This window comes from Pedobacter segetis (assembly GCF_016623585.1).
Lineage (GTDB): Bacteria > Bacteroidota > Bacteroidia > Sphingobacteriales > Sphingobacteriaceae > Pseudopedobacter > Pseudopedobacter segetis.
In genome coordinates this window covers 35,570-49,811 of sequence record NZ_JAEHFY010000017.1, presented here as the reverse complement: position 1 = coordinate 49,811, position 14,242 = coordinate 35,570, and the positions used below count along the sequence as shown (strand labels likewise).

13 protein-coding genes are annotated in these 14,242 nt (G+C 36.9%); 10 read left to right on the top strand and 3 right to left on the bottom strand.

The features are described from left to right. Positions 1–2: 2 nt before the first annotated feature. The gene (locus I5M32_RS12360; RefSeq protein ID WP_200586813.1) at positions 3–1,058 is read right to left on the bottom strand and encodes a sensor histidine kinase; all 1,056 of its coding nucleotides are present in this window, start codon (positions 1,056–1,058) and stop codon (positions 3–5) included. 74 nt (positions 1,059–1,132) lie between these two features. Between I5M32_RS12360 and crtD the strand changes: the two genes are divergently transcribed. The 7 genes from crtD to hemH all read left to right on the top strand — a co-directional run bounded on the left by crtD (position 1,133) and on the right by hemH (position 7,894). After that, the gene (gene crtD / locus I5M32_RS12355; protein WP_200586812.1) at positions 1,133–2,599 is read left to right on the top strand and encodes a 1-hydroxycarotenoid 3,4-desaturase CrtD; all 1,467 of its coding nucleotides are present in this window, start codon (positions 1,133–1,135) and stop codon (positions 2,597–2,599) included. Between the two features lie 23 nt (positions 2,600–2,622). Then, a complete protein-coding gene (locus tag I5M32_RS12350; RefSeq protein WP_200586811.1) occupies positions 2,623–3,246 on the top strand; it encodes a lysophospholipid acyltransferase family protein in 624 nt (207 codons plus the stop codon). A gap of 2 nt (positions 3,247–3,248) precedes the next feature. Next, positions 3,249–4,343 carry a glycosyltransferase gene (locus I5M32_RS12345; protein WP_200586810.1) on the top strand — a complete coding sequence of 365 codons (1,095 nt, stop codon included), beginning with the start codon at positions 3,249–3,251 and terminating at the stop codon, positions 4,341–4,343. Next, on the top strand, positions 4,340–4,981 hold the full coding sequence (locus I5M32_RS12340; RefSeq protein WP_200586809.1) for a carotenoid biosynthesis protein: 642 nt from the start codon (positions 4,340–4,342) through the stop codon (positions 4,979–4,981). Before I5M32_RS12345 ends, I5M32_RS12340 begins: the two co-directional genes overlap by 4 nt. Positions 4,982–5,018: 37 nt before the next feature. Continuing rightward, positions 5,019–5,867: a 4-hydroxy-3-methylbut-2-enyl diphosphate reductase gene (locus I5M32_RS12335; RefSeq protein WP_200586808.1), complete on the top strand. Its 849-nt coding sequence runs from the start codon at positions 5,019–5,021 to the stop codon at positions 5,865–5,867. A gap of 325 nt (positions 5,868–6,192) precedes the next feature. Continuing rightward, positions 6,193–6,885 (top strand): fatty acid desaturase, encoded by a 693-nt coding sequence (locus I5M32_RS12330; RefSeq protein ID WP_234461948.1) that lies wholly within the window; start codon positions 6,193–6,195, stop codon positions 6,883–6,885. Next, positions 6,878–7,894, top strand: coding sequence for a ferrochelatase (gene hemH, locus I5M32_RS12325; RefSeq protein ID WP_200586807.1), 1,017 nt, complete (start codon positions 6,878–6,880; stop codon positions 7,892–7,894). Before I5M32_RS12330 ends, hemH begins: the two co-directional genes overlap by 8 nt. Positions 7,895–8,041: 147 nt before the next feature. On the opposite strand, the gene I5M32_RS12320 is transcribed toward hemH, so the two are convergent. Both I5M32_RS12320 and I5M32_RS12315 read right to left on the bottom strand, forming a co-directional pair. Next, a complete protein-coding gene (locus I5M32_RS12320; RefSeq protein WP_200586806.1) occupies positions 8,042–8,917 on the bottom strand; it encodes an SDR family oxidoreductase in 876 nt (291 codons plus the stop codon). A gap of 288 nt (positions 8,918–9,205) precedes the next feature. Beyond that, positions 9,206–11,800, bottom strand: coding sequence for an MGH1-like glycoside hydrolase domain-containing protein (locus I5M32_RS12315; RefSeq protein ID WP_200586805.1), 2,595 nt, complete (start codon positions 11,798–11,800; stop codon positions 9,206–9,208). A gap of 82 nt (positions 11,801–11,882) precedes the next feature. Between I5M32_RS12315 and I5M32_RS12310 the strand changes: the two genes are divergently transcribed. The 3 genes from I5M32_RS12310 to I5M32_RS12300 all read left to right on the top strand — a co-directional run bounded on the left by I5M32_RS12310 (position 11,883) and on the right by I5M32_RS12300 (position 13,999). Next, the gene (locus tag I5M32_RS12310) at positions 11,883–12,038 is read left to right on the top strand and encodes a hypothetical protein (protein WP_200586804.1); all 156 of its coding nucleotides are present in this window, start codon (positions 11,883–11,885) and stop codon (positions 12,036–12,038) included. Beyond that, entirely contained in the window at positions 12,023–12,202 is a 180-nt protein-coding gene (locus tag I5M32_RS12305) for a hypothetical protein (RefSeq protein WP_200586803.1), read from the top strand. The genes I5M32_RS12310 and I5M32_RS12305 overlap by 16 nt, the downstream gene beginning before the upstream one ends. 108 nt (positions 12,203–12,310) lie before the next feature. Continuing rightward, positions 12,311–13,999, top strand: a complete 1,689-nt coding sequence (locus tag I5M32_RS12300; protein WP_200586802.1) for a sodium:solute symporter — start codon at positions 12,311–12,313, stop codon at positions 13,997–13,999. Positions 14,000–14,242: the final 243 nt, after the last annotated feature.

Genomic DNA, 14,242 nt, shown 5'->3' with positions numbered 1-14,242 from the left:
TGCTAAACTATTAAAGTAAAGGTTGCGCCTTTGTTGTTTCCATCGCTTTTGGCAATTAAATCTCCACCTGCTTTTTGTATGGTTTTCTTGCATAAATGTAAACCAAGCCCTATTGAAGGTTCGTTCTTAGTGCCCAACCTACCCTTGTTCTTCATGTTTTTAAAGATCATATCTTTATAATCATCATCAAAACCAATTCCTTGATCTTTAACTTCTATGTAAACCTTATCGGCCTTGCCAAATATTTTTACCTTGATGATAGAGTTTGGGTAAGAAAACTTGATGGCGTTAGACAGTAAATTATGGAACACCAGATCTATGTTAGATCTAATAGTGTTAGGCAAAAACAGTTCTTCCTGGTTTTCAACCTCTACCTTGATAGATTTTAAATTTGTTTGAAACTTTTGCTTTTCAATGTCCTCTTCAACCAAACTATAAACATTAAAACCATCATCATCTAAAACCACGTTGTTTTTGTTTTGCACCAGTTGGTTCAGTAACTCGGCCAGATCGTTCAACTGGTTTTCTGTTATCTTAGAAATGTTATCGGTATAAAAGTTGTTCCCTTCGTTTTCTGCTTTAAACAGTTCGCATAAACTTAAGATCTGTGTTAACGGCGTTCTTAAATTATGTGAAACCAAAGCTATTAACTGTTGTTTTTCCCTGCTTAATACATCTAAAGAATTTAAGGTTTTATTAACCAATCTCATTAATTCGCCAACCTCATCATGGTGTATGCTTGGCAAATTTGGCAAGGTTCTGTACCGATAAAAATCTTTTAAAGCATTTTTAGAAAGTATAAGCGGTTTTAGCAAATTGTTAAGAACATACAGCGTAACCATGGTTGCAACCAAGGTTAATATCAATGTTATTAAAATGATTTGAACAGGAGAATAACTGTTTAAAGAATTAAACTTTAAGAAGAAAAGAAGACCCAGTAAAGGGATGTGTATGCCAATAAAAGCTATGAAAAGGAACTTTAAAGTAAAACTTTTTCTTAAAAATGATATTTTGTCTAGAGATGCGTAAATAGATTGCCAATTTAATTTTTCTATCATGCTGTTTTGTACGAAAATTACTTGGATTAAGTTTTATGATCTCTGTTAAATAAATTTTACCCTTATTTGTATTGATGCCAAAAGCGATAATCATAGGAGCCGGAATTGCGGGAATTGCTACCGCCATTAGATTAGCCATCAATAATTTTGAAGTTGACGTTTATGAGTCCAATAATTATCCTGGAGGAAAACTTTCTCAATTTGAACAAGATGGCTACCGTTTTGATGCTGGCCCAAGTCTGTTTACCATGCCGCAATATGTTGATGAGCTTTTTGAGCTGGCCGGTAAAAACCCAAAACGTTGTTTTGAATATGAAAAGCTAGAAGAGGTTTGTAGGTATTTTTGGGACGATAAAACCCGTTTTACAGCTTACGCCGATGTTGATAAATTTGCAAAAGAAATTGAGAAGAACACCAACTCCACACAGCAAGAAATCAAAGGGTTTTTAAAAAACAGCGAAACCATTTATGATATTGCCCATGAGGTTTTTTTAGAGAAATCTCTTCATCTATTAAAAACATACACCAACATCAACACCGCAAAATCTTTTTTAAGGTTTGCAAAGATCGATGCTTTTAGAACAATGGCAAAAGCAAACCAATCTTTTTTTACCGATGCTAAAATGCAGCAATATGCCAATAGGTTTGCCACTTATAATGGTTCAAACCCTTATCAGGCACCTGCAACTTTAAACGTAATCCCGCATTTAGAACAAAATTTTGGAGCATATTTCCCCAAAAATGGGATGTTTGATATTACTTTAAGTTTAGTAAGGCTTGCCGAAGAATTAGGCGTAAAATTTTATTACAATAAAAGAGTAGATGAAATTATTATCGATGAAAAAAAAGTTAAAGGGATTAAAATTGGCGATGAAAAAATTTTAGCAGATGTTGTTGTCTCTAATATGGATGTCTATTTTACTTACAAAAGATTGCTAAAAGAGCAGGCCCAACCGCAAAAAATCTTAAAGCAAGAAAGATCAAGCTCGGCACTCATTTTTTATTGGGGCGTTAAAAAAGAATTTCCAGAATTGGGTTTGCATAATATCTTCTTTAGCGATAACTACCAAGAAGAATTTAACCATCTTTTTAAAACAAAAACCATTTATCAAGACCCAACGGTTTACATCAACATCAGCTCTAAATTTAAAACCAATGATGCCCCAAAAGGTTGCGAAAACTGGTTTACCATGATCAACGTACCAAATAACATAGGGCAAAACTGGGAGGTTTTTAAAGCTGGGGCAAGGGCCAACATCATCAAAAAAATAAATAGAAACCTAAATATTGATTTAGAAAGTTTAATAGAAACAGAATCTGTTTTAGATCCTGTTTTAATAGAGTCAAAAACATCATCTTACAAAGGTTCTCTTTATGGCACAAGTTCTAACGGACAGTTTGCAGCATTTCTGCGTCATGCCAATTTTAGCAAAAAGATCAAGAACCTCTATTTTGTTGGCGGGAGCGTTCACCCCGGGGGTGGGATACCTTTAGCACTGTTATCTGCCAAGATCGTAGCAAGAATGATTAAGAAGGAATGATTAATTTAGCCCTAAGATAAAACATGATAGAACCTAAGTCCAATAAGTTAATCCACGGTTTTTTCTCTTGGTATATCAGCCATATCATTAGATCAGATTTTGAGAGATTTGTGTTTAACAAAGAAAACTTTGATCAAAGCAGGTCTATCCTGTTGTTGTCCAATCATTTTAGTTGGTGGGATGGCTTCATCATTTTTCATCTCAATAAAATCTATTTCAAAAAAAAATTTCACGTAATGGTGTTAGAAGAAACGCTTAAAGAGGTAAAATTTTTACCTTACATGGGTTGTTTCAGCATCCAAAAAAATGCGAAAAGCTTGATACAATCTTTAGATTATGCCGCAAAATTATTAGATGATCCAAAAAATCTGGTTTTGATCTTCCCTCAAGGCGAGTTGCATTCTTCTCATGTAAGTTCTGTGGCGTTTGAGAAAGGCGTTGGCAAGATCATTGCTTCTTCCCAAAAAAAATTCCAGTACGTTTTTGCCGCCATCCTTACAGATTATTTTAATTTCAGAAAGCCAAGCATCAATATATTCTTAAAATTATGGCAAGCACAAGAGTTTACCAGTTTGCAGGTAATAAAAAGCGAGTATAACAAGCATTATGAAAAGGCGTTAAAGCAGCAATCAGAAATTAAAGTTTAGGCATGATCTACTTCTTTTACATCATCTTCTTTTTCTTGATATTGAGGTTTACCGTAACGCTTTTCAACTTTATATCAAATCCAAAATTAACGCGTTCGCCAAAAATCTATAACGATCTAGTTTCTGTTCTAATACCTGCCCGCAACGAGGCCGAAAACATTCTCCCTTTGTTAAGTTCATTAAAAAACCAAGATTATTTTAACATAGAAGTAATTGTTTTGGATGATCATTCTGAAGACGATACCCATCAAACCGTAACCCAATTTTGTCAAACCGATCAGCGCTTCAAGATCATCAGAGGGAAACCTTTAACACAAGGGTGGTTAGGTAAAAATTACGCTTGCCACCAATTGGCCCAAGAAGCCAAAGGCAGTTTCTTGCTGTTTTTAGATGCCGATGAAGTAGTGAAGGATGGTTTGATAAACAACTCTTTGTATAGGATGCAAATTGGCCAGCTCAGTTTGTTGAGCCTGTTTACAAACCAGACCACAGAAACCTTAGGCGAAAAATCTGTGGTGCCACTGATGCACTATTTACTATTGAACCTGTTGCCGTTAAGATTGGTTAAATTAACCAATTTACCATCACTATCTGCCGCAAGCGGACAATTTATGCTTTTTAACGCACAAGACTACCATCAAAATAATTGGCACCAACAAGTGAAGGCCAAAGTGGTAGAAGATATAGAGATTATGAAGCTGGTAAAGCTCAATAAACTAAAAGGCGAAGCCTTATTAGCCAATGGATACATTTTTTGCCGTATGTATAAAAACTATAAAGAAAGTGTAGAAGGTTTCAGCAAAAACCTATTATCAGGTTTTGGGAACAGTATTTTTGGTTTACTCATTTATCTGTTTTTGGTAGTTTTAGGGCCAATTTTCATTCTAGTATTCTTAAACTTTCAGCTGTTTTATTTTGCAGTAACTTTAATTATTTTTAGCCGATTGATGATCTCTTATTTATCGGGGCAAAACGTAATCATGAACATTATTTTTCACGCTTTTCAAATGATCAGTTTGGTGGTAATCGCAACGTTATCCATAAAAAAATCATTAAACAAAACACTAAACTGGAAAGGCAGGACCATACATACATGAAGTATTTAGACAAGGCGGGGATATCGAAAATCTTTATTATTATTTTCCACGTTGTAGGCTTCATTGGGTTTTCTATCCCAGATTACCACGATTTTTTCTTGTCTTTTGTGCCCTACCATTTACTGTTGATGGCTGCAATACTAATGGCCAACCAAAAAGAATACAATAGAAATTTTTGGGTAGCCTTTATCTTTGTTTACCTAAGTGGCTACTTAATTGAAGTTGTTGGCGTTGCTACAGGGGCAATTTTTGGCGTTTATCATTACGGAGAAACATTGGGGATAAAATTTTTGGATGTACCCCTATTAATCGGGATCAATTGGGTAATCATCATTTTCTCTGTTGGGGCCATCCTAAAGAAACACTTTAAACACCAAAGAACGGTAAAATCTTTAGTAGGGGCGGCAATTTTGGTAGGTTTAGATTTTTTGATAGAACCCGTTGCCGTAAGGTTTGATTATTGGGCCTGGGAAAACAGCGAAATACCATTACAAAACTTTACCGCTTGGTTTTTTATTGTATTTGTTTTACTAAGGACTTATTACGAATTAGATTTTAGAAAAAGCAATCCCGTGGCATTCACTATGGTTGTTTGTCAATTTCTATTTTTCCTGGGGCTTAATCTTACAATTGCCTAAAAAACTTTTCATATTTTTGTAGGCAAATATCATTGAGATGGAATATAATTTAAAAGTTACCATAGATCAAGATTCTGGCTTTTGCTTTGGCGTAGTTTACGCCATAGATATGGCCGAAGAAATTTTGGAGGAAGAAGGTTATCTTTATTGCTTGGGTGATATTGTTCATAACGATGAGGAGGTTATCCGCCTAAAAGCCAAGGGATTAAAAATTATAGACAACCATGATTTAAAAAGCCTGCACAACGAAAAAGTGCTGATAAGGGCGCATGGCGAAGCACCAGAAACCTATAAAGTGGCTTTAGAAAATAACATAACATTAATTGATGCTTCTTGCCCCGTAGTTTTAAAATTGCAGAACCGCATAAAAACAACGCATGATGCACAAGAACCAGTTGTTATCTTTGGCAAACATGGCCATGCAGAAGTAATTGGTTTACAGGGGCAAACAAATAATGAAGCCGTTGTTTTTCAAGATATCGCCGAGTTAGACAATATAGAATTGCCCAAGGCCTTTACCCTTTACAGCCAAACCACAAAATCAACCGATAAGTTTTACGAGATAAAACACGAGCTTACCGATCGTGGATATGAAATAAAAGCCAACGATACCATTTGTCGCCAGGTTTCTAACAGGGATAAAGAATTGCCAAAATTTGTTAAGAATTTTGATAAGATCGTCTTTGTATCGGGCAAAAAATCTTCTAACGGCAAGGTGCTTTATGAAGTTTGCAGAAAGCACAATCCCGCAACTTATTTCATCAGCAAACCAAACGATCTAGAGAAAGCAATGTTTAACGAGGGAGACAAGATCGGGATTTGCGGGGCAACATCAACACCAATGTGGTTAATGGAGCAGGTAAAAGAGCATTTGGAAACTTATTAGGTAGCTGGGTAAATTTTCTTTTTGATTATTGGCACTCCGAGCATCATTAACCTTAAAATCGTCGCTCTGAGCTTTGAACTCTGAGCCTTGCCACTCTGAGCATTGTCACTCTGAGCCTTGTCACTCTGAGCCTTGTCACTCTGAGCGGAGTCGAAGAGGGAGTCGAAGAGGGAGTCGAAGAGGGAGTCGAAGAGGGAGTATAAAGCAAGGCGTATAAATCTTAAAAAAATCTCGAACATGATTCGGGCGTTACCCCAATGAAAAATTTGGGTCGGGCTGTACAGGGCTAACGCAACCTATATGGCGCAATATTAAAAACCAAGAATTGAAGAATAATAAAGGAATAACCATGGCATTGCTCATCATCACTTTATGGATGGTAAGCATCATCTTGCTCATGCGATCCGGTTTTAGTTTTTTAAACCCTTTATTGTACGTGTTAATTCTGGTGCAAACCCACCTTTATACTGGGCTTTTTATAACCGCTCACGATGCCATGCATGGCACAATCGCTCCAAAAAATGAAAACTTAAATTTTGCGTTAGGGCAAGTTTGTACTGCACTTTATGCATTATTCCCTTTAAAAAATCTCCATACCAAACACCATCAACACCATAATTTTGTGCATACCAAAAATGATCCAGATTATTACGAGGGCAACTTTTTTGTATGGTATTTCAACTTTATCAAACAATACATTACTTGGTGGCAAATTGTGGCAATGGCCATTATTTACAATGTTCTAAAAATCTGGGTACCAGAAAAAAACCTGATCTTATTTTGGGTTTTGCCATCATTGTTAAGCACCTTACAATTATTTTATTTTGGCACTTATTTGCCCCATAAAGGCGAGCATCAAAATAAATATCAATCAAAAACCCAAAACAAAAACCACGTTTGGGCATTTCTTAGCTGCTACTTTTTCGGCTATCATTATGAACATCACCACTCGCCGGGTACGCCTTGGTGGCAATTATGGGAAATAAAGGAAAAAAACATGACAACAAATAATGGGTAAAAAAGGAATTCTATTGGTAAATCTGGGTACGCCAGATAGCCCAGCTACTGCCGATGTAAGAAAATATTTGGATGAATTTTTAATGGACGAACGTGTTATCGACATTAACGCCGTTGGACGTACATTATTGGTAAAAGGAATCATAGTTCCTTTCCGTGGGCCAAAATCTGCAAAGATCTATAAAGAAATTTGGACAGACGATGGTTCCCCGTTATTGATTTATGGCAACAGGGTAAAAGAAGAAATTGCTAAAAAACTAGGGGACGATTATATGGTAGAACTGGCCATGCGTTACCAATCGCCATCAATACCCGCTGCTTTGGAAAGGTTAAAGCAAGCCAAGGTAGATAGCATTAAAGTTATTCCGTTATTTCCACAATATGCCTCTGCTTCAACGGGATCTGTACATCAATTAGTGATGGAAATTGTAAGTAAATGGCAAGCAATACCTGCGCTCAGTTTCGTAAACAGTTATTTCGATCATCCGGGCATGATCAAAATTTATGCGGATAATGCCAGAAAATACCTTGATCAAAAGTGGGACCATATTTTATTCAGCTTCCACGGCATCCCACAAAGGCAAATGAAAAAAGCCGATGTTTCTGGCCAGCATTGCTTAAAAGTAGAAAACTGCTGCAGTGTTTTAACAGAAAACAATAAATTTTGCTATTCTGCACAATGCCACCAAACAGCTCGGCTAATCTCAGATGATTTAGGTCTTAAAAAAGAAGATTTTACCATTTGCTACCAATCCCGTTTGGGCAATGACCCTTGGATGAAACCCTACACCAGCGATATTTTAAAAGAATTAGCTAAAAAAGGAGCAAAAAAGTTATTGGTTTTATGCCCAGCTTTCGTATCGGATTGTTTAGAAACTTTATATGAAATCAGTTTTGAATATCAAGAAGAATTTGCTGAGATGGGCGGAGAAAAAATTCAGTTGGTAGAAAGTTTAAATGATAACCCCGCTTGGATTGATGCTTTAGAAGATATTATTTTGAATAAATAGGTAGAAAATTGGCTGAATATTTATTTTTCAATATTTCGGATCGTATTGATTTTGGATGGAGTAGATAATAACCTAAAATATATTTGCCACTAAGTCACAAATTTTAATAATATGTATTTGTGATTTAGTGGCAAAGCGGTTAAATTTTCAACTCCCCTTAGTCCCCCTAATCATTTGCTCTAAACCATCCCACATATCATCTGTCACTATTTCTAAACCGTTAAACTGCCCGGCACCTTGTAACCATTCGCCACCATCTATGGTAATCACTTCGCCATTGATATAGCCAGAAAAATCTGATAATAGATAAGCTGCCAGATTTGCCAATTCTTGATGGTTGCCCACCCTTTTTAAAGGAACCCTATTCTTAAAATCGAATTTTTCTGCCATTTCTCCGGGCAGTAACCTGTCCCATGCACCCTTTGTAGGGAAGGGCCCAGGGGCAATAGCATTGCACCTTATCTGATAATGCCCCCATTCTGCTGCTAAAGACCTTGTCATGGCTACAACACCACCTTTTGCACAAGCAGAAGGAACCACATAACCAGAACCTGTAAAAGCATAAGTAGTTACGATATTTAAGATACTAGCTGGTTGCTTTTCTTTGATCCAATGTTTGCCGAAAGCCAAAGTGCAATTAACAGTTCCTTTTAAAACAATATCTATTATAGTGCTGAAGGCATTTGCAGAAAGGCGTTCTGTTGGGGATATAAAATTACCTGCGGCATTATTCAATAATCCATCTACGGTTTTAAACTTGGCCAAGGCCTCTTTTAAAACATTATCCACTTGTGCTGCATCCCGCACATCGCAAGCCACGGCCAAAACTTTTCCTCCGGTTTCTTCTTCTAGTTGGGCAGCGGTTTTTTGTAGCACATCCAACTTACGGGAAGTAATTACAACGTTTGCTCCTAATTCTAATAAATAGGTGCTCATTGCTTTTCCTAAACCTGTTCCGCCTCCGGTTACCACATAGGTTTTATCTTTTAGTGCATTGTCTCGCAGCATGGGTTGGTTATACATATGATCTGGTTTAAGAATTTATAACTGGCTATTTCTTGATTAATTAAGACTGAAAATATACGAATTTTAAAATTGTTTTTTTACGTTAACGATAGCAGCGGCATGCCCGCCTGTTTTTCGGGCGGGCTTTTTTTGTCCTCGCCATTTAGCAAGTGCAAAAAAAAAGATATATCCGCTGGCTGGCGGAGTGTTAAAACGCACAAAAACTGATTCAAATATTCTGCGAATGAAAGGTTTTTCTATAAAATCTCTTTTGCCTTAAATGTTTGTATTTGTAAGATTTAAACTTTACAAAAGCAATGCAACCAAACCTGTCCACCCGGTTTGGTGGCTTGCACCTAAACCTTTGCCATTATCGCCGTTAAAATATTCGTGAAAAACGATGTAATCTTTAAAGTGAGGGTCTTCTTGCAATTTTTTATTGTCCCCAAAAACGGCTCTTCTACCTTTATCGTCTTTTAAAAAGATACTGGTTAACCTTTTGGCAACTTGGTTTGCAGCATCTTTAATGGTGGTATAATTGCCAGAATTGGTAGGCATTTCAATTTTAAAATCATCGCCATAATAATCGTGGAAACGATGCATGGATTCTATAAGTAAGTAATTAACAGGCATCCAAATTGGGCCTCTCCAATTGCTATTGCCCCCAAACATTCCGGTATCGCTTTCTGCAGGAGTATATTTTACTGTAAAGGTTTGGTCTGCAACTTTAATTTTAAACGGTTTTTTTTCATAAACCTTAGAAATAGACCTTATCCCATAATCAGAGAAAAACTCGTTTTCATCTAGCATCCTACGCAATAAACATTTCATTCTATGGCCGCGTAACAAACTCAATAACTGCAAATTGCTGTTAGGATCTTGCCCTACCCAATTACTTACCAACTTCGCTAAATCTGGGCGTTGATTAGTAAACCATTTGATATGAGAAACCAAACCGGGCAGTTTATCCCAGTTTTTTTCATCGATAACTTCTACCGCAATCAAAGGAAGCAGCCCCACCAATGTCCTTAACCTCAGCCGTTTCCAATTGCCATCTTCTGTATGCAACATATCATAATAAAAGCCGTCTTCTTCATCCCATAATCCAGCACCTTCGGTATTGTTCATGTTTGCCATTGCGCCAGCTATGTAAAAAAAATGCTCAGAAAATTTAACCGCCATATCTTCATAAACATGCTGATGATAAGATATTTCCATCGCAATACGCATCATACTAAGTGCATACATGGCCATCCAGCTTGTGCCATCAGATTGCTCTAAAACCCCACCACCCGGCATAGGTTTACTACGATCAAAAACACCTATATTATCCAAACCCAGAAAACCTCCTTCAAAAATATTGTTGCCTTCTGTATCTTTTCTGTTTACCCACCAATTAAAATTGAGGATGAGTTTATGGAAAACCTTTTGCAAAAATTCTATATCACCTTGGCCGGTTTGCTCTTTTTCCATTTTGTAAACTTTCCAAGCGGCGAGTGAGTGAACTGGTGGGTTAACATCGCTAAAATTCCATTCGTAGGCCGGTAATTGCCCATTTGGGTGCATATAGCGTTCCATTATCAATAATAAAACCTGATCTTTGGCAAACTGAATATCGATACTTGCCAAGGGGATACAATGAAATGCCAAATCCCAGGCGGCAAACCAAGGGTACTCCCAATTATCCGGCATAGAGATTATATCGGCAGCCATTACGTGTTTCCAGTCGCTATTTCTTCCTTTTTGATGTTTTTCGGGAGGTTTGGGTTCGCCGTCATCACCATCAAGCCAGTCTTTAACATAGTAATAATAAAATTGCTTACTCCAAAGCATCCCGGCCCAAGCCTGCCTTTGCACTAGCTTTGCGTCTTCGTTTTTATCGCCATGTTTTAAGTTATAGAATTCATCGGCGAAGGCCAACTGCTGTTTTACTATCTTATCAAAACCTGTAAACGGATTTTTTATTTTTTTATCTGATAAACGCAACCTGATGGTGATGCTTTTTTTACCTAAAATTTCTTTTTGATAATAGATGCCTACTTTTGTGCCGCTTTGTTGTGGGCTTACCGCATCTTTATCGCCATTAACCACATAGTCGTTTATTCCGTCCTTAACATAAGGTGTCTTGTTATCAGAATTGTATAGTTTTTTATTGTTACTTTCATTTTCTGTAAATAAAAACGGGGCTTCTTCTTCTAAATAGCAATAATAATCGCCCATTTTCTTTGTTTGGAGAAACAAAACATCGCTATCCATTGGTGATATCGTGGGTTTATCAGCTTCGCTCCATTCTAATGTATTTCTAAACCAAAGTGTTGGCAAAAAATGTATGCTCGCTTTTTTGCTGCCCCTGTTATGGATGGTATATTGGATTAATATGTCGTTCTCATCGTTTTTGATATATTCGGTAAAAACATCAAAATATTGGTCATCATCAAAAACGCCAGTATCTATCAATTCAAATTCTGGGTCAAGCTTCCCTCTTTTTTTGTTCTCGGCAACTAATTTTGCATAGGGAAATTCTGTTTGCGGATATTTGTACAAAAACTTCATATAACTGTGTGAAGGCACATTATCCAAATAATAATACATTTCTTTCACATCTTCGCCGTGGTTTCCTTCATTGTTGGTTAAACCGAAAAGGCGTTCTTTTAAAATTGGGTCTTTGCCGTTCCAATAAGACGTAGCCAAGCATAAAAACTGGTTATCATCACTCAAACCCCCAATGCCATCCTCGCCCCAACGATAGGTTTTACTCCTCGCCATATCATGAGAGATATAATCCCAAGCATCACCACTTTCACTGTAATCTTCTCGTACCGTTCCCCATTGTCTTTCGGATAAATAAGGGCCCCACTTGCGCCAAGGTTGTGGATTTTTTAACTTTTCGGTTTCTTTCATAACAATTTTGAATAAGTGAAGGATGGGATGAGAAATTGCATATAGTTAATGATAGAATGTTTGAATTAGTGTTTAGTTTTAGATGAATGAATTTTTAATGGCTTTTTTAATTGTATCATCCACTCTTTCTATCGATCAAAATTTATTTGCTCAAATTTCATTCCTTCAATCATCAAATGAAATAAATAATTTGATTAAATTTGCAGCAAAAGACAAAAAACAATGGAAGAGAAAATAGATTTCCAAGATTATAACTGGATATATTATGTTGTAGGTTTGGTTTGCGGAGCAATCTCAGGTTTGGCTGTTGAAGGCCATGTGATTATTGGTGCAATTTTAGGCTTGTTAACAGGTGGGTTGTTCCAGTTCCTGATTAACAAAAGCCGTGAAGAAGTCCAATAATAAAGAACTTCCCCCATTTATAAAGAGTTGGAACCAATTTTACGTAATTGTTTTATGTTGGCTGGTTTTGCTCATTCTCATTTTTAACCTCGTTACCCATCACTTTTCATGAGTGCGATAGACTGGATTGTACTCACTAGTACCATTTTGTTTATTGTGATCTATGGCATCTATAAAAGTAGAGGCCAAAAAAATATAGACGGTTATTTGCTTGGTGATCGTTCTATGCCTTGGTATAGCGTGGGTTTATCTGTAATGGCTACCCAAGCAAGTGCCATTACCTTTCTTTCTGCCCCGGGTTTAGCTTACGCAGATGGGATGCGATTTGTACAGTTTTATTTTGGGCTGCCTTTGGCCATGATCATCCTCTGCATCACCTTTGTACCTATATACCATAAGCTAAAAGTTTATACCGCTTATGAGTTCTTAGAACAACGCTTCGATCTAAAAACAAGGGCGCTTACCGCTTTTTTGTTCCTCATACAAAGAGGGCTTTCTACCGGGATAACCATTTACGCTCCTTCTATTATTTTATCCACCATTTTAAATATCGATACCACCTATACTACTTTATTTATTGGTAGTGTAGTTGTTCTTTATACCGTTTACGGCGGTACAAAAGCAGTTTCTTACACCCAAATGTTACAGATGAGTATCATTTTTTCGGGGTTGTTTTTTGCTGGATTTGTTGTGGTAAGCCTATTACCGCAAAACGTTGGCTTTGTAAAAGCTTTGGATATTGCCGGTAAAATGGATAAGATGAACGTGATAGATTGGACCTTTGATCTGGATAATAAATACACCGTTTGGACAGGGATTATCGGCGGTCTCTTTCTTCAGCTTTCTTATTTTGGCACCGATCAATCTCAGGTTGGGCGGTATTTAACAGGCAGTTCTGTGGGGCAAAGTAGGATGGGTTTATTGATGAATGCGATGTTGAAGATACCGATGCAGTTTATGATTTTGTTGATCGGCATCTTGGTTTTTGCCTTTTATCAATACCAAAAACCACCTGTTTTTTTTAACAGTTTAGAACTTAACAAGATCGAGAATTCTTTTTATAAAGATGAATTTAAAGCAAAAGAAAAAGAATTTGATTTGGCTTTCGCCGATAAAAAAACAAAAGTAATAGTTTTAGAAAATGCGCTCAGCAACAAAAAAAATGTTGCCGATGCGAGTGCTGCGGTAAAGGATGCCAATATCAATCTACAACAAAAAAGAAAAGATGCTTTAGCAGTGATGAAGAAAAATGATGCAAATGCAGATTTGGACGATACAAACTATGTTTTTCTATCATTCGTTACCAAATACCTCCCAAAAGGGTTGATAGGTTTACTGATCGCCATTGTTTGCATGGCATCAATGGGTTCTACAGCAAGTGCGCTAAACTCTTTGGCATCTACCACTTCCGTGGATATTTATAAAAGGTTAATCAATAAATCTGGTACAGATTTAAAGTATCTAAACATCAGCAAATTAACCACGCTTTTTTGGGGTATAGTAAGTATTGCCATGGCTTTATTTGCTAGTAAATTGGGCAATCTGCTAGAAGCCGTAAATATTTTGGGCTCGCTTTTTTACGGAACTATTTTAGGAGTTTTCTTGGTAGCGTTTTATGTAAAATCTGTTGGGGGGAAAGCGGTTTTTTATGCCGCTTTACTTACAGAAGTATTCGTTTTCATCGCCTTCAAATTTGATTGGATGGCATATTTATGGCTCAATCTTTTTGGTTGTGTTTTGGTAATTTTGTTTGGGTTGGTATTAGAAAGATTTTTTGGAGTAAAATCTACAGATTAGAATTTGTTAGCCATCACGTTTTTAGCAGGGTTTCTCGGAGAGAACCCTGTGTCTAGCCCTAGCAGGGTTTCTCGGAGAGAACCCTGTGTTTAGCACTAGTAGGGTTTCTCGGAGAGAACCCTGTTGCAACGCAAGACACAGGTTCCTCTATCGAGAGAACCTGCTGAAACGAAACCGCAGGTTCCTCTATCGAGAGAACCTGCTGAAACGAAACGAAAACGAAGTTAACCATCATTATAGCTA